The sequence below is a fragment of the Amycolatopsis sp. NPDC003676 genome (genome assembly GCF_053587275.1).
On the sequence record NZ_JBSFNS010000078.1, the window covers coordinates 1 to 19,680 of the forward strand.

General features: G+C 70.1%; 22 protein-coding genes and 1 pseudogene. 13 read left to right on the top strand and 10 right to left on the bottom strand.

The genetic code is table 11. The features are described 5' to 3' along the window. The 3 genes and pseudogenes from ACWDNU_RS32310 to ACWDNU_RS32320 form a co-directional block, all read left to right on the top strand. Positions 1-94, top strand: a pseudogene (locus tag ACWDNU_RS32310) (superoxide dismutase); the annotation flags it as partial. Positions 95-514: 420 nt separating this feature from the next. After that, positions 515-1,447 (top strand): winged helix-turn-helix domain-containing protein, encoded by a 933-nt coding sequence (locus ACWDNU_RS32315; protein ID WP_449671660.1) that lies wholly within the window; start codon positions 515-517, stop codon positions 1,445-1,447. A 283-nt stretch (positions 1,448-1,730) separates the two neighbouring features. Further along, positions 1,731-2,210: a hypothetical protein gene (locus ACWDNU_RS32320; protein ID WP_449671661.1), complete on the top strand. Its 480-nt coding sequence runs from the start codon at positions 1,731-1,733 to the stop codon at positions 2,208-2,210. A 20-nt stretch (positions 2,211-2,230) separates the two neighbouring features. Here the strand turns inward: ACWDNU_RS32320 and ACWDNU_RS32325 are convergent, their stop codons facing one another. From ACWDNU_RS32325 to ACWDNU_RS32340, 4 genes are all read right to left on the bottom strand, one after another. Continuing rightward, positions 2,231-2,512 carry a DUF3040 domain-containing protein gene (locus ACWDNU_RS32325; protein ID WP_449671662.1) on the bottom strand — a complete coding sequence of 94 codons (282 nt, stop codon included), beginning with the start codon at positions 2,510-2,512 and terminating at the stop codon, positions 2,231-2,233. A gap of 164 nt (positions 2,513-2,676) precedes the next feature. Continuing rightward, positions 2,677-2,943, bottom strand: coding sequence for a GlsB/YeaQ/YmgE family stress response membrane protein (locus ACWDNU_RS32330; protein WP_009077073.1), 267 nt, complete (start codon positions 2,941-2,943; stop codon positions 2,677-2,679). Between the two features lie 122 nt (positions 2,944-3,065). After that, positions 3,066-3,962, bottom strand: a complete 897-nt coding sequence (locus ACWDNU_RS32335) for an RNA polymerase sigma-70 factor (protein WP_449671663.1) — start codon at positions 3,960-3,962, stop codon at positions 3,066-3,068. A gap of 66 nt (positions 3,963-4,028) precedes the next feature. Then, positions 4,029-4,610 carry a class I SAM-dependent methyltransferase gene (locus ACWDNU_RS32340; RefSeq protein WP_449671664.1) on the bottom strand — a complete coding sequence of 194 codons (582 nt, stop codon included), beginning with the start codon at positions 4,608-4,610 and terminating at the stop codon, positions 4,029-4,031. A gap of 48 nt (positions 4,611-4,658) precedes the next feature. Here ACWDNU_RS32340 and ACWDNU_RS32345 point away from each other — a divergent pair, with 48 nt between their 5' ends. The 5 genes from ACWDNU_RS32345 to ACWDNU_RS32365 all read left to right on the top strand — a co-directional run bounded on the left by ACWDNU_RS32345 (position 4,659) and on the right by ACWDNU_RS32365 (position 8,209). Further along, positions 4,659-5,282, top strand: coding sequence for a class I SAM-dependent methyltransferase (locus ACWDNU_RS32345; RefSeq protein ID WP_449671665.1), 624 nt, complete (start codon positions 4,659-4,661; stop codon positions 5,280-5,282). 42 nt (positions 5,283-5,324) lie between these two features. Continuing rightward, entirely contained in the window at positions 5,325-5,519 is a 195-nt protein-coding gene (locus tag ACWDNU_RS32350; protein ID WP_449671666.1) for a hypothetical protein, read from the top strand. A 26-nt stretch (positions 5,520-5,545) separates the two neighbouring features. Then, positions 5,546-6,031 carry a TetR/AcrR family transcriptional regulator gene (locus tag ACWDNU_RS32355; protein WP_449671667.1) on the top strand — a complete coding sequence of 162 codons (486 nt, stop codon included), beginning with the start codon at positions 5,546-5,548 and terminating at the stop codon, positions 6,029-6,031. Between the two features lie 26 nt (positions 6,032-6,057). Next, positions 6,058-6,588: a Chromate resistance protein ChrB gene (locus ACWDNU_RS32360; RefSeq protein WP_449671668.1), complete on the top strand. Its 531-nt coding sequence runs from the start codon at positions 6,058-6,060 to the stop codon at positions 6,586-6,588. A 481-nt stretch (positions 6,589-7,069) separates the two neighbouring features. Continuing rightward, positions 7,070-8,209 carry an MFS transporter gene (locus ACWDNU_RS32365; protein ID WP_449671669.1) on the top strand — a complete coding sequence of 380 codons (1,140 nt, stop codon included), beginning with the start codon at positions 7,070-7,072 and terminating at the stop codon, positions 8,207-8,209. Between the two features lie 50 nt (positions 8,210-8,259). On the opposite strand, the gene ACWDNU_RS32370 is transcribed toward ACWDNU_RS32365, so the two are convergent. Both ACWDNU_RS32370 and ACWDNU_RS32375 read right to left on the bottom strand, forming a co-directional pair. After that, entirely contained in the window at positions 8,260-10,323 is a 2,064-nt protein-coding gene (locus ACWDNU_RS32370; RefSeq protein ID WP_449671670.1) for a phosphocholine-specific phospholipase C, read from the bottom strand. A gap of 136 nt (positions 10,324-10,459) precedes the next feature. Further along, positions 10,460-11,425: an Lrp/AsnC family transcriptional regulator gene (locus tag ACWDNU_RS32375; RefSeq protein WP_449671694.1), complete on the bottom strand. Its 966-nt coding sequence runs from the start codon at positions 11,423-11,425 to the stop codon at positions 10,460-10,462. Positions 11,426-11,539: 114 nt separating this feature from the next. On the opposite strand from ACWDNU_RS32375, the gene ACWDNU_RS32380 reads away from it, so the two are divergent. Next, a complete protein-coding gene (locus tag ACWDNU_RS32380) occupies positions 11,540-12,937 on the top strand; it encodes an FAD-dependent monooxygenase (RefSeq protein WP_449671671.1) in 1,398 nt (465 codons plus the stop codon). A 1-nt stretch (position 12,938) separates the two neighbouring features. Further along, a complete protein-coding gene (locus ACWDNU_RS32385) occupies positions 12,939-13,580 on the top strand; it encodes a class I SAM-dependent methyltransferase (RefSeq protein ID WP_449671672.1) in 642 nt (213 codons plus the stop codon). A 4-nt stretch (positions 13,581-13,584) separates the two neighbouring features. Here ACWDNU_RS32385 and ACWDNU_RS32390 read toward each other — a convergent pair whose 3' ends face one another. After that, on the bottom strand, positions 13,585-13,989 hold the full coding sequence (locus tag ACWDNU_RS32390; protein ID WP_449671673.1) for an SRPBCC family protein: 405 nt from the start codon (positions 13,987-13,989) through the stop codon (positions 13,585-13,587). Next, complete coding sequence (locus ACWDNU_RS32395; protein ID WP_344264264.1) at positions 13,986-14,303, bottom strand: ArsR/SmtB family transcription factor; 318 nt, start codon at positions 14,301-14,303, stop codon at positions 13,986-13,988. Before ACWDNU_RS32395 ends, ACWDNU_RS32390 begins: the two co-directional genes overlap by 4 nt. Positions 14,304-14,399: 96 nt before the next feature. Here ACWDNU_RS32395 and ACWDNU_RS32400 point away from each other — a divergent pair, with 96 nt between their 5' ends. Both ACWDNU_RS32400 and ACWDNU_RS32405 read left to right on the top strand, forming a co-directional pair. After that, on the top strand, positions 14,400-15,482 hold the full coding sequence (locus tag ACWDNU_RS32400; protein ID WP_449671674.1) for a hypothetical protein: 1,083 nt from the start codon (positions 14,400-14,402) through the stop codon (positions 15,480-15,482). A 74-nt stretch (positions 15,483-15,556) separates the two neighbouring features. Beyond that, positions 15,557-16,282 (top strand): S1 family peptidase, encoded by a 726-nt coding sequence (locus tag ACWDNU_RS32405; RefSeq protein ID WP_449671695.1) that lies wholly within the window; start codon positions 15,557-15,559, stop codon positions 16,280-16,282. Here ACWDNU_RS32405 and ACWDNU_RS32410 read toward each other — a convergent pair. After that, complete coding sequence (locus ACWDNU_RS32410) at positions 16,272-17,354, bottom strand: ROK family protein (protein ID WP_449671675.1); 1,083 nt, start codon at positions 17,352-17,354, stop codon at positions 16,272-16,274. The genes ACWDNU_RS32405 and ACWDNU_RS32410 overlap by 11 nt on opposite strands. 101 nt (positions 17,355-17,455) lie before the next feature. Between ACWDNU_RS32410 and ACWDNU_RS32415 the strand changes: the two genes are divergently transcribed. Next, positions 17,456-18,727: a YbiU family protein gene (locus tag ACWDNU_RS32415; RefSeq protein ID WP_449671676.1), complete on the top strand. Its 1,272-nt coding sequence runs from the start codon at positions 17,456-17,458 to the stop codon at positions 18,725-18,727. A 43-nt stretch (positions 18,728-18,770) separates the two neighbouring features. On the opposite strand, the gene ACWDNU_RS32420 is transcribed toward ACWDNU_RS32415, so the two are convergent. Continuing rightward, positions 18,771-19,670, bottom strand: coding sequence for a LysR family transcriptional regulator (locus ACWDNU_RS32420; RefSeq protein WP_449671677.1), 900 nt, complete (start codon positions 19,668-19,670; stop codon positions 18,771-18,773). Between the last annotated feature and the right edge of the window lie 10 nt (positions 19,671-19,680).

Below are 19,680 nucleotides of genomic sequence, written 5' to 3' on the forward strand. Positions count from 1 at the left end.
CGTCAACGCCCTGTGGAACATCTTCAACTGGGCCGAGATCTCCAAGCGCTTCGACAACGCCGTCGCCGGCGGCAACGGCCTCCTGCTCGGCTGAGCCCGACGCACTGAGGCACCGGAAACGGGGTCCGGCCCACGCGGCCGGGCCCCGTTTCGCATTTCACGGCGGAAATAGTCGCCCGGGTGGGGGAAAACGCCTGCGGCAAATGTCGGGAACTGCTGGTCCATCGGCACTCCGGCGGCGCCCGCAAACCGGCGGGAGCCGTGCCGCACGGCCTGGATCCGGCGGCCTCCGGGCGGGCACGGCGCTTCCGGCTAATGCGTGCGCCCGATCCGGCGAGACGATTTGTCTCGCTTTCGCGGTTCCGCTGCGAACTGTGTGCGGACCGACCACCTGATTCAGCGAGATTCGCTGGCATTCGGTGGGTTCTTTCCCCTCCGGGAAAAAGCGCCTGGACAGCGGCGGATCCGCGCGGCACTCTGGAAGCGCAACCATGTCGGGGGGCAGGGGGAGCACATGGCGTTGCGCATTCATTTCACCGACGACGATTTCGGCCGGACGAGGCGGCGCACCGGCCCCGATCCGCTGTGGGAACTGGTGCTGAGCCTCACGGCTCTGCAGAGCCGCCGTCCGGCGAGCGGGCTGCGGGTCTGGTCCGCGCGCGCCCGCAAGCAACTTCGCCGGGAGAGCCTGCTTCCGCAGCCGCGTCCGGCGGCCGCGCTGGAGATCCGCAACCGGGCGTTGCGGGCGCTGCCGTCCGGCGCGCCGGGCATCCGGCACGCGGGAGCGCTGAGGCAGCCGGACCGGCGGCGGCAGATCGGCCCGGTCGCGGGAGACGGTCTCGTGCACGTCCCGAAAACGACGCTGCGCGCGGACATCCAGACGTTTTTCGTGCACGGGGTCACGCCGTCGTGGGTCGGGGAGCTGGCCGACGGGGCGCGCGCCCTGCTCGGCTCGGCACTCGCGTCGTACGGCTCGGCTCGGCAGTCGCCGACTTGGCCGTCCGCCGGAGACAAAGCCGCCGCGCCGATTCGCTGGGAGCGCCCGGAGTTGTCCGGCGAACCGCCCGCCGACCGCAGTGTCTACTTCGGAGGCTTGCTCGTGATCCCGGCCTATTTCCGGGTCGTGGAACCGGATCCGGGCACCGGACCAGAGCTGCCGGTGGTCTGGGGCGCGCCCGCGGAACGCGCGATCGCGGCAGGCGACGCCGCGCGGGACCCGCTGCCGGATCTGCTCGGCACGACCCGGGCCCGCGCGCTGCACGCGCTGGCGGTCCCGCTCTCCACCGCCGAATTGGCCGGCGAGATCGGCGTGACCCCGGTGGCGGCGGGCAAACACGCGGGCGTCCTGCGTCGCGCGGGATTGGTGGAGAGCCAGCAGGACGGGAACACGGTGCGGCACGCGGTGACGGCCACCGGACAGGCATTGCTGAGCGCGTCCGGCGGGTGATTGCGCGTTCCGGAAGAATCCCACGTACTGGCGGAAGACAGCGGCAATAAACGACACGGTGCGGGCGCCGCGGAATGGTCTGCGACTGGCCCGCCGCTCTCGGGCAGCCAGTCGCGTCTGGGTTGCCTCCGTGTGGCGTTACCCACGAATGAGTGAAAAGAACGGGTGAAACCGGGCATCGACGCGGCGTCGTTTGCCCGTCGCGGGCGGCTTTTCCCGCGACTTGGGCACATTTGTCCGCAAACCCTGCCGTGCGCCCGGTTTTCCCGGCATTCTCTAGGACATGGCTTCTGGTGGTTTCGGCGCGTCCGCGGTGCGCGGTCGCGTGTTCCTCCTTCCCGTCCTGGCCGCGGCCGTCGCGGTCTCGGCGGTGGCCGGGCTCTGGCTGGGGTTCTGGATCCACCGGCAGGGCGCCGCGGCGATCGAGCGCGCGCCCGGCCGGTCCGTGGTCGCGTCCGTCGCGCCCGAGTCCGGCGCGCTGCGCGGCACCGAGGGCGCCGCGATGCCCGACACCCGGCGCGTCACCTGGACCGCCCCGGACGGCGGCACCGAGGAAGCCAACATCCCGCTGCGTTCGGACCCGGCGGCGCGTGGGCTGACGCGGGTGCGGGTGGATGCGCGGGGGCAGTTGCGGTCGTCGTCTCCGGATCAGGTCGATGTGCTGTCGGTGTCGGTGATTACGACGGTTGCGTGGGAGTTGGTGACGGCGATCGCGGGTTTCGCGTTGTTCCGCCGTTTCGGGCGCGGGCGCGTGGCTGCTTGACGACGCTTTCCTGGCAGGCGTCAGCGCCAGTGGCAGCGGTAGAACCAGATGATCGCGAGCGGGATCGCCGTCGTGAGGACCGCGCCCACCGCGATCGGCGGGGCGGAGGCCATGCCGAACCCGACCACGAGCGTGACCAGGCCGGTGAGGAACACGCTGAGCACGCCGAGCGCGGCCGCGGCGAAGGTGATCACCGGCATCGGGCGGAACTTCTCGAACCGGCGGGCAAGGCGCGGGTTCTCCTGGGCGAGGCATCGTTCGATCTCGTCCAGCTGATGTTGTTCGTGGTCGCGCAGCGCCATCGTCCGCTCCGCCCGTCGACCTGGCCGAAACTTCTCCGCTGATTCTGCCACGAAACGAGCCCGGAATCCGGGCCCGCGTTCAATTCGAGGCCTCGCCCGGGTGAGTCCGGCCGGACCACGAGGAGTGGGGCGGCCCGCTCACGCCGAGCGGGCCGCCCCGGGGATCAGTCGCGGCGGCGGCCGCCCACGATGAGCCGGTAGCCGGTCAGGATGACCAGCGCGCCGAGCACCGCGAGACCCCACGTGCGCAGGTCGAAGAACGTCCCGAGCTGGGTGTGGAACAGCGTTTTGCCGATCCAGCCGCCCACGAACGCGCCTCCGATCCCGAGCAGGATGGTGATGATGCAGCCGCCCGGGTCCTTGCCCGGCATGAGGGCCTTCGCGATCAACCCGGCGATCAGGCCCAGCACGATCCAGCTGACAACGCCCACGTCGGTCCTCTCCTCGGTACGGCGGCGGCCCGGCGGGCCGCCCCTGGCGGGACCAGGATGGCATGGTCCGTCCGGGTGGCGCGCGCCAGAGTCAGGGCTACTGTGCGTAGCACTGGCCGGAATCAGCGGCGAAGGGCGGTTTCCGAGTCCATGTGCGACAGCTTCGCCGGATTCCGCACCGCGTAGAGGCCGGTGATCTTGCCGTCGTCGATGCGCAGCGTGAGCACCGTGTCGACCTCGCCGTCGAGCTTCAGCACCAGCGCCGGATGCCCGTTGACCTGCATCGGGCGCAGCGGCGCGGGGATCTGGGCACCGCCCGCGGTCAGCAGCCGCGCGACCTTGTCCGCGCCGACGATCGGCCGCGGCACCGCCTGCTTCACGCCGCCGCCGTCGCCGAGGAAGACGACGTCAGGGGCGAGCAGGTCGAGCAGTCCCTGCAGGTCGCCGGTCTCGACGGCCTTCTGGAACGCGTCGAGCGCGCCGCGGGTTTCGGCGGGCGTGACGTCGCCGCGCGGACGGCGGGCGGACACGTGCGACCGTGCCCGGTGCCCGATCTGCCGCACCGCTGCCGGGGTTTTGCCGACCGCTTCGGCGATTTCGTCGTAAGGCACGTCGAAGACCTCGCGCAGCACGAACACCGCGCGCTCGGTCGGCCGCAGCGTTTCGAGCACCAGCAGCATCGCCATCGAGACGCTGTCGGCCAGTTCGACGTCCTCGGCGACGTCCGGCGCGGTGAGCAGCGGTTCAGGCAGCCAGGTCCCGACGTAGGACTCCTTGCGCCTGCCGAGCGTGCGCAGCCGGGTCAGCGCCTGGCGCGTGGTGATGCGGACCAGGTACGCGCGGTGTTCGCGGATCTCGTCGAGGTTGACGCCCGCCCACTTCAGCCAGGTTTCCTGCAGCACGTCCTCGGCGTCGGCGGCCGAGCCGAGCATCTCGTACGCCACGGTGAACAGCAGGTTCCGGTGGGCGAGGAAGGTCTCGGTGGCGAGGTCCGGGCTCGCTTCGCCGGGCGCTGTCATGGGTGGCTCCTTCGCGTTCTGGGGACGATCGCCCATAGGACGCCGGCCGCCGGGAGTTTGTGACATTCAGGTCCGGCGCGCGGTGACGAGCCACGCCCGGGCGTTGAACCAGACGCCGTCGCGGCTGTGGTGCTTCGCCATTTCGGCGCGCAGCCGGGCGAGGGCTCGGACTTTGCCTCCGGGCGCGGTGCCGTCCGGCGGATCGGCCTCGGCGAGCGCGCGGTGGATCGCGGTGACCCATTCCTGGCGGCGCCGCTCCTGCCATACCAGCTGCACGAGCCGCGCCCCGGGCCGCAGCGCGCGGGCGATGGTGGCGAACGCGGCGGCCGGATCGGCGAAGAACATCGTGCCGAACCGGCTCAGCCCGAGCGTGAACGCCGCCGGCGGGAACGGATGCGCCTGCGCGTCCGCCTGGACGAACCGGACGTTGGGCACGTCCGCGGCCGCTCGCTCGGCGCGGGCGAGCAGCGAGGCGGACAGGCCGATTCCCAGCGCGCTGCCGCGAATCGCGCGCCGAGCGGCGGCGCGGGTGGTCTGCCCGGTACCGCAGCCGATGTCGAGGACGTGGTCGTCCGGCTGGACGTCGGCGGCCTCGCGCAGGTGCCGGTCGTGGCGGCGCAGTTCCGAGTCGTAGTCGAAGTCCCCCACGGGATGCGAGGGTACTGGGAAAGCCCCGGCGGAGAGGAGTTCACGACGATGGCGGAGCGGGGACAGGACTGGCTGCGGCGGACGTGGGACGAGGCCGCGCCGCGGTACGACCGGGACATCGCGTGGGTCGAGGCGGCGCTGCTCGCCGACGGCCGCGAGTGGGTGTGCGGGCAGGCTGCCGGGGAGGTGCTGGAGGTCGCCGTCGGGACCGGGCGGAATCTGCCGTTGTATCCGCCGGATGTGCGGCTGACCGGGATCGACCTCAGCCCGTCGATGCTGGACCTCGCGCGCCGCCGGGCTGTTGAGCTCGGGCGCGAGGTGACGCTGACCGAGGCCGACGCGCAGTCCCTTCCGTTCCCGGACGGCTCGTTCGACACGGTCGTCTGCACGCTGGGCTTGTGCGGCGTCCCGGACGAGCGCGGCGCGATCGCGGAGATGCACCGGGTGCTGCGCCCGGACGGGCGGCTGTTGCTGCTGGACCACGTCGGCAGCGACCGGTGGTTCGTTCTCGCCGTGCAGCGGCTGGTGGAGAAGCTGACCGTGTGGCAGCTGGGGGACTACCTGACCCGCCGGCCGCTGCCGTTGCTCGCGGCGGCCGGGTTCGCGGTGGAGCGGGCGGAGCGGAGCAAGGCCGGGATTGTCGAACGGTTGGCGGCGCGGAAGACTGCTTGATCCTGTACGGTCGTATTGTACGTTCGTATAGGAGGGTGCGAGATGAACGGGAAATGGGGGCACGTCGCGGTCGGCGTGCTGATGGTGGTCGTCGGTGCGGTGCTGTACTTCGTGTTCCACGACGTCGAGACGCCGGTGGTCGGGCTGCGGCAGGTCGGCGTGGTGGTGGGAGTGATCGGGATTCTCGAACTGGTCGCCGTCGCGTGGCGGGCGCGCACGGGGGCGTCTCGGCAGTGAAGCGGGCTTCCCATGTGCTCGATGCTGTGCTGGAAGTGTTGGCGGAGCAGGGAATCGGCGCGCTGAGCGTCCGGACGGTCGCCGCCGTGGCGGGTGTTTCTCCGGCTCAGGTGCAGTATTACTACCGGACGAAGAACGACCTCGTGCGCGCCGGTTTCGAGTACGCGGGAGAGCAGTTCCTGGCGGAAATCGAAGCGGCGCAACCGAAATCGATCGCCGGCTACGTCGAACTGTGGCTGCCGCTGGACGAACCGCGCTCCCGGCGGGCCCGGGTGTGGCTCGCGTACGCGGCGGCTGCCGTGGTGGATCCGGTGCTGCGGGAGGAAAACGCGAAGCTCGATCGCGAGCTGCGGCAGTGGTATGTCGACGCCGGACTGTCCGAGGACGTGGCGGCGCAGGTGTTCGCGATGATCGACGGCGTGACGCTGCAGTGCCTCTCGCTGCCGTTGGCGGACCGGCAGGCGCTGGCGGACCGGACGGTCGGCGCGTTCCTGGCGGCGCTACCTCGCTGAATGTAACACGTGCTACATTCAGCATTGTGGCAGACGACAAGTGGCTGGTGCTGGTGGTGCGGGTGCCGTCCGGACCGTCGCGGCATCGGGTCGCCGTGTGGCGCGAGCTGCGGCGGGTGGGCGCGTTGTCGCTCGGGCAGGGCGCCTGGGCGGTGCCGGACGTGCCCGGGTTCGCCGGCGGCGTCGCGCGGGTCGCCGAACTGGCCGAACGCGGCGACGGCGAGGTGATCACACTCGACGCCGCCGAACGCGACGGTTCGCGGCTGGTCGAGCTGTTCACCGCCGAGCGGGAAGAGGAGTGGGCGGAGTTCCTGGGCGACTGCGGGAAGTTCGACGCCGAGATCGACAAGGAAATCCGGATCGGCAAGTTCACGATGGCCGAACTGGAGGAGGAAGAGCAGAGCCTCGAGCGGCTGCGGCGCTGGCATCGGGATTTGAAGGCGCGGGATGTGTTCGGCGCGCCTTCTGCCGGGGAGGCGGAGCAGCGGTTGAAGCATTGCGCGGAGCGGCTTGCCGAGTACACCGAGCGGGTTTTCGAAGCCCTGCACCAGATGTGAGGGCTTCGGGCGGGGGTGAACGCGGCGTGCGGCGGATGGGTTTGCTGGCCGTGCCGCGGTGGTGCGGGTTCGGATGGGTCGTGGTGCGTCGAGTGCGCTTGGGGGCGGCGTGTGGCGGATGGGCTTGGCTGGCCGCGCCGCGGTGGTGGTTCGGATGGGGCGTAGTGAGTCGAGTGCGCCTGAAGGTGGCGTGTGGCGGATGGGGCTGTTCGCCGACTGTGCCGGGCAGGTTTGCTGGCCGCTGCTCAGTGGCGAGGTTCGGATGGGTCTTGGTGAGTTGAGTGCGGTTGGTCTCGGCTCGGGACGGCGTGGGGCGGATGTGGTTGTTCGCCGACCGCGGCGGGCGGGTTCGACTGGCGCGCCGCAGTGGTGAGGGTTCGGATGGGTCCTGGTGAGCGAGCCGGCCAGGGATGGCGTGCGACCGTTCGCCGACCACTCCGGGCGGAATATTCAGTCCCCGCGGCAGAAGTGAGGGTTTCGCATGGGTTCCGCTGAGCTGCGTCCGCTGTACGCCGCCGGGTTCGTCACCGCGTTCGGGGCGCACAGCATCGCCGCCAGCTTGGGCGCCTACACGCACGGCGATTCCCTCCTGACCTTGGGACTCCTGCTCGCGGTCTACGACGGCGCCGAGGTCGTGCTGAAACCGGTGTTCGGCTCGCTGGCCGACCGGATCGGGCCGCGGCCGGTGCTGCTCGGCGGGTTGCTGGCGTTCGCGCTCGCGTCGGCGGCGTTTGTCGTCGCGGGGAATCCGGCGGCGGTCGGGCTGGCGCGGTTCGGGCAGGGCGCGGCCGCGGCGGCCTTCTCGCCCGCGGCCGGGGCGCTGGTCGCGCGGTTGTCGCCGGAGAAACGGCAGGGGCGGGCGTTCGGCGGTTACGGGGCTTGGAAGAGCGTCGGTTACGCGCTCGGCCCGTTGCTCGGCGGCGTGCTGATCCTGCTCGGCGGGTTTTCCTTGCTGTTCGGCACTCTCGCGGTGCTGGCCTTCGCTGTCGCGGGGTGGGCCGCGTTGGTGGTGCCCGCGCCGGAGCCGTTGCCGCGCCAGCGGCAGACCGTTCTCGACCTTGCCCGTCGCCTCGCTGAGCCTGGGTTCCTGCGGCCGACCGCGGTGCTGGCCGGAACGACCGGTGCGCTCGCGGTGGGTATCGGATTCCTGCCGGTGACGGGAGCGGCGAGCGGGCTCGGCACGGTCGCGACCGGTGCGGTGGTATCGGTGCTGGCGTTGTGCTCCGCACTGGTGCAGCCGTGGGCCGGACGGCTCCGGGACGCCGGGCGGATTCCCGACGGGTGGGGGATGGCTGGCGGGTTGCTGCTGACCGCCGCTGGGCTGGCGTTGGGGGCGCTGATTCCTGGTATCGCGGGGGTGCTGGCGGCGGCGGTCGCGATCGGGGTCGGGGTCGGGGTGGCGACGCCGATCGGGTTCGCGCATCTGGCCGGTGCCGCGCCCAAGGAACGGCTCGGGCAGACGATGGGCGCGGCTGAGGTCGGCCGCGAACTGGGCGACGCGGGCGGACCGCTGCTGGTCGGCGCGATCGCCTCGGCGGCGACGTTGGGGGCGGGGTTCGGCGGGCTGGCGGTCGTGCTGGCCGCAGTCGGACTGGCGGTGGCTGGCTTCCGAAAGCCGTGAGGGGAACCCTGAGGGAATCAGATTCCCTCAGGGTTCCCCTCACGTACCGCTTAGTCGGTGGCGATGGCCGGGTCGCTGGTCGAGGCTTGGCCGGTCTCCGCGTGGCCCGCGAAACGCCGAACGTACTGCCCGTCGTGATCCGCCTTCACCGTGATGTCGTACCAGCCGTTCGCGACGCCCCACTTCGGCACGGCTCGTGAAGTGCCCGGGGCGAGCGTGTACTGGTAAGCCTCGGTGGGCGCGTAAGCGTCAACGCCGGTGAAGGTGACCGTTCGGCTGCTCGGGTTCGTGAACGTGACCGTCACATAGCCAGCGTCGTGCCGCGCAGTCACCTCCGGTCCCAAGCCGCCGATGGTTCCGGCTTGTTCGCGGAGCCAGCCGTTCGGGCCGAAAACCGAGTACTGGTACCAATCTCCCGCGCCGCTCGGCAGGTGCCAGCTGTCGCTGACCGACTTGTGGCCCTCCACGGTGTACGGCCACGGCCCGTCGGAACGCATCTTCGACGTCACGTGGAACCCGGCTCCGGCGTCGCCGAAGTTGGTGAAGGTGAAGTACATCCGGCCGTCGCGGGCCTCGGTGTCCGCGGCCAGGTCGTACGGCAGCGCGCGGGCCTTGCGGGTGCCGGGTTCCTGCTTCGGGAGCGAGCCGTTCGAGGGCGGCACCGGGTGGTAGGTCGGCGGGGTGCTGTGGTCGGCGGGCGGTTGGTAGTCGCCGGTGCCGGGCAGGGACGGGACGCCGCTGTTGGCTCCGGTGAAGTCGAACGCCGACGTGAGGTCCCCGCACACCGCACGGCGCCACGGCGAAATATTCGGGTTGTGCACGCCGAATCGCTTTTCGACGAACTGGATCAGCGACGTGTGGTCGAAGGTTTGCGAGCAGACCCAGCCGCCGGTGCTCCACGGCGAGACGGCCAGCAGCGGCACGCGCGGGCCGAGTCCGTAAGGCATTCCGGTCAGATACGATGCGGCCGCGCCGCCTTCGTACCATTCTCCGGCGACGCTCGCCGTCGATTTGCCCCAGTTCGCGTCGCGCGGCGGATACGGCGGGACGACGTGGTCGAAGAAACCGTCGTTCTCGTCGTAAGTGATGAGCAGGACGGTTTTGCTCCACACGTCCGGATTCGACGTGAGCGCGTCGAGTACACCAGAGACATACCAGGCGCCGTAATTGGCGGGCCACGCTGGATGTTCGCAGTACGCTTCCGGCGCTACGATCCAGGAAACCTGCGGCAAGCGGTTCGCTTTGACGTCCGCGGTGAGGTGGTCGAAGAAACCGTCGCCCGCGGCGGCGTGGGTGCCGGTGCGCGCGTTGTCGTAGAGCGGACTGCCCGGGGTCGATTTCTGGTACTGCGTCAGGTAAAGCAGCGAGTTGTCGCCGTAATTGCCGATGTACGCGTCATCGGTCCAGCCCCACTTGTGCTCCTTGTCGAGACCGTTGCCGACGTCCTGGTAGATCTTCCACGAAACCCCGGCCTTTTCCAGGATTTCCGGGAAACTGGTCCAGCCGTAGCCGGATTCTTCATTGCCCAGCACCGGTCCGTTGCCGGAACCGTCATTTCCGGTCCAGCCGGTGTACATGTAGTACCGGTTCGGGTCGGTCGAGGACAGCATCGAGCAGTGGTATCCGTCGCAGATGGTGAACGCGTCGGCGAGCGCGTAGTGGAACGGGATGTCCTTGCGCGTCAGATACGCCATCGTGGTGCGGGTTTTCGCCGGGATCCACTTGTCCCAGCGGCCGGTGCTCCACGCGGTGTGCGTGCCGTTCCAGTCGTGGTTGAGGTCCTCGATGAAGGTGAGGCCCAGGTTGTCCTCGGCGGGCCGGAACGGCAGCGTTTCGGTGCCGCCCGCGTCGGCCTGGTTCCACACGGATTTCCCGCTCGGCAGCGAAACCGGGCGCGGGTCGCCGAAGCCGCGGACGCCGTTGAGGGTCCCGAAATAGTGGTCGAACGACCGGTTTTCCTGCATCAGCACGACAACGTGCTCGACGTCCGCGAGCGTGCCGGTGCGCACGGCGGCGGGCACTGAAGCCGCCCGCGCGATGCTCGCGGGCAACGCCGTGCCCGCGGCGGTGGCCGCGGCGAGTTGCATGAATCTGCGACGGCTGACCGATGACATCGATGTCTCCTCGAAAAGGCGGGGACAGTTCGCGGACGCGTTCGGGAATTTCCCACCGGGGAAAGCCGAACGAATCATTGACGGGTCACCGCCGCGCTGTCAACCGCTGACCGGGAGGGCGCCCGTTCGTACTGCGTCACAGCCGGTTTGCTACCCGTTTGACCGTCTTGATCACCGGTGCCGTTTCCACGTGGGTGACCGCGGGAAGCGCGGCGACGCTGGTGGTGAGGTAGCGGTACAGCTCGTGCTGGCTCGCGCACACCGCTGTCGCGTAGAGGTTGGTCGGGCCGGTGGTCGCGGCGGCGAACGCGACTTCCGGGTGCGTGGCCAGCGCGGCCCCGGCCTCTTCCAATGCCGACGGGGCGACCGAAAGCCACAGCAGTGTCCGGATTCCCTTGCCGTGCAACCGCCAGTCGAGGTCGAGGTCGAAGTACAGCACGTCCCGTTCGCGCAGTTCCGCCATCCGGCGGCGGACGGTCGTGGGGGACCAGCCGGTCTCGGCGGCGAGTTGTTCGAACCCGGCGCGGCCGTCGGCGGCCAGTGCGGCGAGGAGTGTGCGGTCGCCGTCGTCGAGGGTCGCCGGTCCTGGGCGACGGGGGAGCGGCGGCGGGCGCAACCGGGCGACGGTGGCTTCGTCCAGCGCGCCGAGTTTGGCGACCAGGTTGTCCGGTCCGCCGTAGAACGCGTGCAGCACCGAATGCGCGGTGACGCCCTCGACGCGCGGGGTGCGGGGAAGTTTGGCCAGCAGCAACGCTTCGCTGTCGGCCTCGTTTTCGATGCGGACCGTGCAGGTGATTTCGGTGCCGCCGGACGTGAGGCTCACCCAAGCGGTGTCCGGCCGCCGAGCGAGTGCCTCGGCGACCGCGCCTGCTGCGGCGGGTGCGCACCGGATGCGCAGGAACCATTGCACCGCACCGGAAGCCGTCTCGTTGACGCTGCCGATGACTCGAACCGCTCCAGTCGACCGGAGTCGCGCGTAGCGGCGCGCGATGGTGCGATCCGACACGGCGAGCGCGTCGGCGATCGTGCTGAACGGGGCCCTCGGGTCGATCTGCAGGGCGTGCACGAGCTGGCGGTCGAGGTCGTCGTAGTCGGAATCCACCGGATCGAGAGTACTCATGTCGGAATCCGCCGCAATCGTGTCGCTTTCTGGCTCGCCCGCCGATGCCGGGCCGAGAGTCGGTTCCGAACACACCGACCCTCGAGGGGAGAGATCATGACTGCCGAGGTGCTCGTCGTCGGCGCCGGGCCGACCGGGATGACAGCGGCGAACGAACTGCGGCTCGCCGGAGTGTCCTGCGTGCTGGTGGACCGGCTGCCGCAGGCGAGCGAACTGTCCAAGGCGGGCGGGCTGCAGTCCCGGACTCAGGAGGCGTTCGACCAGCGCGGCCTGCTCGAACCGCTGCTGGCCACCGGCGACTATCCGGTCACGACAGCGCATTTCGCCGGGAATCTGCTGCCGCTGGTCCACAAACGGCACCGGTTCCCGTGGCGGTCGGTGCCGCAGGTGGCGATCGAGGGATTCCTGGAGGAACACCTTGCCGCGGAAGGAATCCACGTCCGCCGGGAGCACGAACTGATCGGGCTGGAGCAGGACGCGGACGGCGTCACCGCGAGATTCGCTAACGGTGCCACGGTCCGGTCCCAGTACCTGGTCGCCGCCGACGGCGGGCGCAGCACGGTCCGGAAGCTGCTGGGCGCGGAGTTCTCCGGCCGTCCCGGGACCGCGACCATGGTGGCCGCCGACGTGCGGCTGAGCGCCGAGGTCCCGATGACTACGATCACCCCGGAGGGTTATCGCGCGCAGGTGTTCCCGCTCGGCGTCGACGCTGAAGGCCGCCCGCTGCGCCGGCTGACGTTCGGCGGACCCGGTTGGTCGCTGGAACGGGACACGCCGGTCACCGAGGACGAGATCCGCACCGGGCTGAAGACGGTCTTCGGCGATCGCGTGGAACTGGTCGAACTCCGTTACGCACGCCGGATCACGAACGCCGCGCTGCAGGCCGCGCAGTACCGGCACGGCCGTGTCTTCCTGGCCGGCGACGCCGCGCACGTGCACCTTCCCTTTGGTGCGCAAGGCATGAACGCGGGAATCCAGGACGCGATGAACCTCGGCTGGAAGCTCGGCGCGGCAATTCGCGGCACCGCGCCCGAGGGATTGCTGGACAGCTATCACGCGGAACGGCATCCGGTCGGCGCGGCGGTGCTGCGCAACGTCCAGGCGCAGTCTCTGCTTCTGGACGGCGGCCCCGATTCGGCCGCGGCCCGGTCGTTGTTCACGGAGCTGGTGCAGTTGCCCGAAGTCCAGTACTTGCTGGACGACATGCTGTCCGGCATGGGATTCCGCTACCCGTTGCCGGGCAGTGAGGACCATCCGCTGGTCGGGCTTCCCGCGCACGATCTCGGTCCGGAACTGCGGGCCGGACGCGGCGTTCTCATGGATCCAGGCAACCAGTTCGGCGATATCGCGGCTCGGTGGGCGGATCGGGTGCACCACGTCGAGACGGGTGCCGAGGCGAAGCTGGTCCGGCCGGACGGATACGTGGCGTGGGCCGGTGTTCCGGACGGGCTGGAACCCGCGCTTCGCCAGTGGTTCGGCGCGCCGTTGAGCTAGCGTGGCCGTCGTGCAGACCTGGCTGACCGACACCCGGACCTCGTACGACACCGTCGCCGACAGCTACGCCGACCGCTTGCGCGACTCGATCGCCAAAAGTCCTTCGCTGCGAATGACGTTGGGCTTGTTTGCCGCGCAGGTGCAGGGAAACGGCCCGGTCGCCGACGTCGGCTGCGGCACCGGGCACGTCACCGCGCACCTGAACGGCCTTGGTCTCGACGCGTTCGGCCTGGACCTTTCGCCCGGCATGATCGAGGTGGCCCGGCGGGATCACCCGGGGCTGCGGTTCGCGGTCGGGTCGATGACCGCGCTCCCGCTGCCCGCCGCTTCGGTGGCCGGGCTGCTGTCGTGGTGGGCCTTGATCCACGTCCCGGACGACGAGGTGCCCACTGCGATCTCGGAGTTCTACCGCGTGTTGCGGCCCGGCGCACCGGTCGCGATCGGCTTCCACGTCGGCGACGTCGCCCGGTTGAAGACGCAGGGTTACGGCGGGCACGCGATGCAGGTGTACGTCCACCGCCGGCAGCCCGCGCAGGTGTCGGAGTGGTTGCGGGAGGCCGGATTCACCGTCACCGCGGAATGGGTGGAGGAGTTGGACAGCGAGGTGCCGCAGGCGGTGGTCTACGCTCGCCGTCCAGCCTGAGGGCTCAGCCTAGGTCGAGCTTCGCCAGCCGGGGCAGCACGCCGTCGCGCCAGCCGGGGCCCATCCGCTCGCACGCGTCGGCCTGGCGTTTGTCGTCGAGGTCGAAGCCGGAGTGGTTGAGCAGGAGCCGGGTGCCCTGGCCTTCGGCGACGAGCGTCCAGGTGAGGGTCCAGTCGCCGTTGAAGGTGTAGACGAACTTCGACGGCGGCTCGGATTCGGTTACGCGGCACGGGATCGAGCCGAACCCGGGCATCTCCAGATGGAACTCGTGGCCGACGTCCGGGCCGATGTCGCCGGGTGCCCACCACTTCGCGTGCAGTTCGGGATCGGTGAGCGCGCGCCAGACCTTCTCCGGGGCGGCGGCGATGAACTGATCGACCGAGATGCTGCCGATGCGGGCGTACGTCACGGGGTTTCCTCCTCGTTTTCCAGCAGGTCGGCCATGCTGCGCAAGCGGCTGCGCCAGAACCGCTCGAACGGGTGCAGCCATTCGCCGACCTGCTCCAGCGGATCGCTTTCCAGGTGGTAAAAACGTTGCCGCCCCACGGCTTCGTCGCGGACCAAAGCGGCGTCCCGCAGCACTTTGAGGTGCTCGGCCACCGCCGGACGGCTCAGCTCGAACCGCGCCGCGAGGTCGCCCGCGGTGTGCGGGCCGTCCGCCAGGATCTCGAGCAGACGCCGGCGGACGGGACTGGCGAGAGCGAGGAAGACGTCGTCGGGCATGACGCTACGTTACGTCGGAAGTTTCCGACATGTCAACCAGCGGGACTCCGGCCGATGATCGGTAACGCCTGCTGATCTCGGGGATATCCACCCGGTATGACGCTTATGTCGAATTCCCGAGTTCGAAGACTGGCGGCCGCCGTTGTCCTCGCCACGCTGACGGTGGCGACCGGGGTCGCCGCTCCGGCGGTGGCGACTGCGGCTCCGGTTGCCGCTGTGGCGCAGACGCCGGAGGAGGTGCGCACGAACGCGGCCGCCGTCGTCGGGCTCGTGATCACCCCCGAACTGTTGCGGCTCAGCGAAAGCGACTTCGTGCACGAGATCTACTTGGCCGCGCAACGACAGGGAGACGTTGCCGAGGAAGTCCAGTACGAGGCATATCACGCGGACACCATCGGCTCGACTTCGTACTTCCTCACCACCGCGATTTACCAGGCGCACCAACGGGATCTGGACCGGGAGGCACTGTTCCAGGCCCGGCGCGCGGAACGGCAGCCCGCTGCCGCGCTGCTCGGTTTCGAGCTGACCCGGATGCTGTTGAGCCAGGAGGACCCGAATTTCGTTTTCGCGTTGTGGGAGCACGCCCCCAGGGATTCGTTCGTGCGGGCGGCTGCGGCTGCCGCCGTCAAGGGGACTCTGGAGGACAAGAAGGAATTCATCGTGCACGGCATCTTCGTCGAGCATCAGCGCGACGTGGCCGCCGCGAAGGAGGCGGCGGAGAAGGAAGCCGCGGAAAAGATACTCCGCGACGCACGAGTGAAGGCGGCCGCCGCGGTGGGCATGGATGCGGCGCTGGCCGCGCAGCTGACGGACGATCAGTTCGTATGGCACATCTGGGCGCGTCAGGCGCCTTACGCTTCCGAGGTGTGGATGGCGGCGTACTCCTGCGAGACGCCGGAGCAGCGACGGGCGTTCATTGACACCGGCATCTTCGAGGCCGCGGCGAAGGACAAGCTGAACGACATGAAGGCGCGTGCGGCCGCGGTCGTCGGCGTCGAGGCCAGCTACGCCAGGTATCTCGAGGAGGGGCCGCTGGTCCGGGAGATCTGGACTCGCTCGACGCCGGGCAGCCATGTCCAGGCGGCGGCTCGGCGGGCGATGGACAGCCAGTCCCCGGCTGAATGGCGGGCATTCCTGGAAACGGGGATTTTCGTGGCTCAGGCCGCGGACAAGTCCTGAATCCGAGGCGCAACCACTCGCCAGCTGCCGCGTCTTGATGTTGTAACGCCAGCTGCCGAAGGGACGTCTTGACCATGCTGCTCCGCCGGTTGGCCGTCCTGGCCCCAGTCGCCGCCCTGGCCGCCGTCACGGTGGCGACCCCGGCGTCGGCCGTGATCGGCGGATCAGTCTCCGGCTACGGCCCGTGGGCGGTGCGGATGCTGGTCGACGGCAAGCCCGAGTGCACCGCGACCGCGATCAGTCGCGAGTGGATTATCGGTGCCGACCACTGCTTTAACGAGGCAGCCGAACCCATCGCGGACTCCCGGATCGAGTTCCGCGTCGGCAATCTCGACCAGCGGCTCGGCACCGTCGTCCGGCCGGTGCCGGGCAGCCGCAACAACCACACGCTGGCCGACATGATGCTGATCAAGGTCGCTCCGATGACCATCACCCCGGCGAAGCTGCCGACCGCCGGGCCGGTGCGGCCGGGCGAGACGGTTCGCCAGCTCGGCTGGGGCGCGACCTGCACCGGAGACGAGAACAGCTGCCAATCCGACGTGCTCAAGCAGGTGGACGCGAAGGTCATCGATCCCGGCGACCAGCGCTGCGAAGGCATGACCATCTCCGGCGGCACCGATTTCTGCGCGCTGACCACGACCGGCGTCACGGCGGGCGGCGATTCCGGCGGTCCGGTCATGTCGACCGCTGATCGCGACACGATCGTGGGAGTCACCAGCAAATCCGACCGCAGCAGCGTCGCGGCCGACGGCGACGTGTTCGGTCAGCTGGACTGGATCAAGAAGACCATCAAGGGCTGAGAAGGGCGCTCCGCAGGGCGCGCACGGCTTCGTCGCGCGCGCCGGCGAGGGCGGGGGAATCCGTGGCGTGCGGGGCGCGAAGCGGGACGTTGCGCGGCAGCCGCGCGAAGCGGGCCGACACCGCGTCGAGCACGGCGGGGCCCCACGGACCGCCCAGGATGATGAGTTCCGGGTCGGACACGGTGACCAAAGCCAGGAGCACGCCGCAGATCGCGTCGGCGAGGGTGTCGAGGACGTCGTCGGATTTGATCGCGCACAGCAGGGCTTCGACGTCGATCGTGGTCGAATCCGGTTGGCGGACACCGAGATCCGCGAAGACGTCGATGAACGCGAGAGCCTGACCGTCCGCGCCGCGCGTGAGGACGTGCGCGATTTCCCCGGCGAAACCGGCGTGTCCGCGACGCACTTCGCCGTCGGCGACCACCGCGCAGCCGAGTCCTTCGCCGAGGAAGAGGTAGGCGAAATCGTCGGCGGCCTGCTCGGTGCGGGCCGCCCAGTTCACGTCGTTGTCGACGGTGACCGGGCCCGCGACGAGCGGCGCGAGGACGTCGGCGGGAGAGAGTTCCCCGAGCAGGAACGGGGAATCGGGCAGGTGGACCAGTTTCCCGGTGGCGCGGTCGACCGGATCGGCCGCGCTGACGACCGCGAGCCGGAGCGGCCCGGCGTCGTCGGCGACCTGTGTCGCAGCCTTGCGGAGAGCCTGCGCGACCTTCCTCGGACGCACGGGCCGGCCGAGGTCTTCGACGTGCCGGGCCAGCACCTCGCCAAAAACGTCGACGGCCTCGGCGACCGCGCCGTCGTGGCCGATGCTGACGACCAGCGCCGTGCCGAGGTCGTCGGCCAGCGCGTAATAGGTGCCGACGCGGCCGCGGCCGGTGGTGCGTTCGCCGGTGTCGCGCAGCAGCCCGGCCTCGGCGAGCCGGGCGACGCTGTCGCCGACCGCGGGCTTGGAAATGCCGGTGTGGGCGGCGATTTGCGCGCGCGTGAGCTGCCGCTGCGCGAGCAGCGCCCGCAGGACGTGCTCGTCGGTCAGCGACCGGAGCAGGTCGAGGGAGGGCTTGGCCGGGGTCACCGGCGCGAGTGTAGCCGATTTAGTCAGGAGTGTTGCCTGAATCGGCGCGGGCGCCTTACCGTCGGTTCAGTAAGGAGCCCTTCCTGAATGGAGCGAGTGCTATGCAGCTGCCCCCGTTGCCGCACTGGGAGACGACGCCGGACGACCTTCCGGCCGCGATCCGCGAGATCAAAGCCGCGCTGCGGGCGCGGATCGAGGCGTCCGGGCGCACCGTGGAGGAGGTTTTCGCGGTGGTCGAGGCTCGTGTCGCTGCGGCGGTCGAGGAGGTCGAGGCGGCGAAGGCGCGCGGCGAGGCGATCTGGCCGGAGTTGGACTACGCCGACATCGAGGCGGGCAGGGTCTCCGAAGAAGACCTCGCGCGGCTGCGGAGGCGCGGCTGTCTTGTGGTGCGCGGTCATTTCCCGCGCGAGCAGGCGCTGGACTGGGACGCGGGGATCGTCGAGTACGTCGAGGGCAACCGGTTCTTCGAGCAGTACCGCGGCCCCGGCGACGACTTCTTCGGCACCGTCGGCTCGCGGCCCGAGATCTATCCGATCTACTGGTCGCCGGCGCAGATGGAGGCGCGGCAAAGCGACCGGATGGCGCGGGTGCAGGCGTTCCTCAACGCGCAGTGGCGTTCCGAATCCGACGGCGTCCGGTGGTTCGACCCCGGCCGGGATTCGCTGTATCCGGACCGGATCCGCCGCCGTCCGCCGGGCACGGATTCCGGCGGTCTCGGCACCCATCTCGACCCGGGCACGTTGGATCTCTGGATGACCGAGGCGTACCAGCGCGCGTTTCGGCACCTGTTCGACGGCACCGTCGAGTCCTATGACCCGTGGGACGCCGCACATCGCACGGCCGGGCCGCAGTTCGAGGGTTCGACGATGTGCTCGGTGTTCCGCACCTTCCAGGGCTGGACCGCGCTGTCCGACATGGAACACGACCAGGGTGTGCTGCACACCGTGCCGATTCCGGAGGCGATGGGTTATCTGATGCTGCGCCCGCTGCTGGCCGACGTGCCTGAAGACGAGATGTGCGGCGTCACGGTGAATCAGGTGTTCCCGGCGAGCGAGAAATGGCATTCGTTGCTGCTGCGGGCTTCCAGCGGAATCCCGGACGTGCGGGCGGGCGATTCCGTGTGGTGGCATTGCGATCTGATCCACAGCGTCGCGCCGGTGGAGAACCAGCGGGGCTGGGGCAACGTCATGTACATCCCGGCCGCGCCGTGGTGCCCGCGCAACGAGGCGTACGCCGGGTCGGTGCGCGAAGCGTTCGAGTCCGGGTCCAGTCCGTCGGACTTCCCGGGCGAGCATTACGAGCGTTCCTGGCCGGACCGGTTCGCTCCCGGGCAGCTGAACGCGACCGGGCGGCGCGGGCTCGGGATCGGGTGACGTCGGTCGAGCGGTTGCCGGAGGAGCCGTATCCGGACGGCCACTATGCGCCGATGCTGTCAGTCCCGCCAGAAGCGAGGGTGATGTCCACAAAGGCCTGAGTTGCCGCGGCAATCGGCCCGGACCGATATATCAACCACTGCGGGAGCTTCTCCGGCGGCGCGAACCGGAGCACCTCGGCGCCGGCCCGGCGGGCGAGATCCGCCCAGCCGTCCGGCATCAGGCTCGCGCCGATCCCGCGCAGCACCATCGGCAGCACGACGCTCCGGTCGCCCACCTCGGCCGCGATCGACAGATCCGGCACGCTCGCCGCCAGGCGGTCGAAGAACCCGCGCACCGCCGTCGGCGACGTGGTGACGATGAACTGCATGCCGCTGAGTTCAGCCCGCTCGACGACCCCGTCCGAACCGATCTCGGTGCCCGGCGGGGCGACCAACAGCAGCTCTTCGTCCCGCAGATGATGCGCGACCAGACCTGGCCCGACCGGCCGTTCCGCGCTCCCGCACACCCCGGCCTCGCAACGCCCCTGCACCACCATCGCGACCACCTCGGCCGCCGACAACGCCGCCGACGTGCTCGCCAAAACGCCCGGGTACCGCGTGCGCATCTCGGCGATGATGCTGATCACCGGCTCCAGCGCGGACGACGACGTGGCCGCGACGTCGATCCGCCCGGCCGGTCCGTCGCCCGCCATCCGCGCGGCGGCGCGCAGGGCGTCGAGGTCGCGCAGCACCAGCCGGGCGCGTCCGGCCAGCAGCTCGCCGGCGTTCGACAGCACCGCGTTGCGCCCGACCCGGTGGAACAGCTCGACGCCGAGGTCCTGTTCCAGCTTCGAAATCGCCCGCGACAACGACGGCTGCGCCACCCGCAACGCCCGGGCCGCGTGCGTGAACCCGCCGTGCTCGGCGATCGCGACGAAGTACTCCAGCTGACGGCGTTCCATAGCGATACGC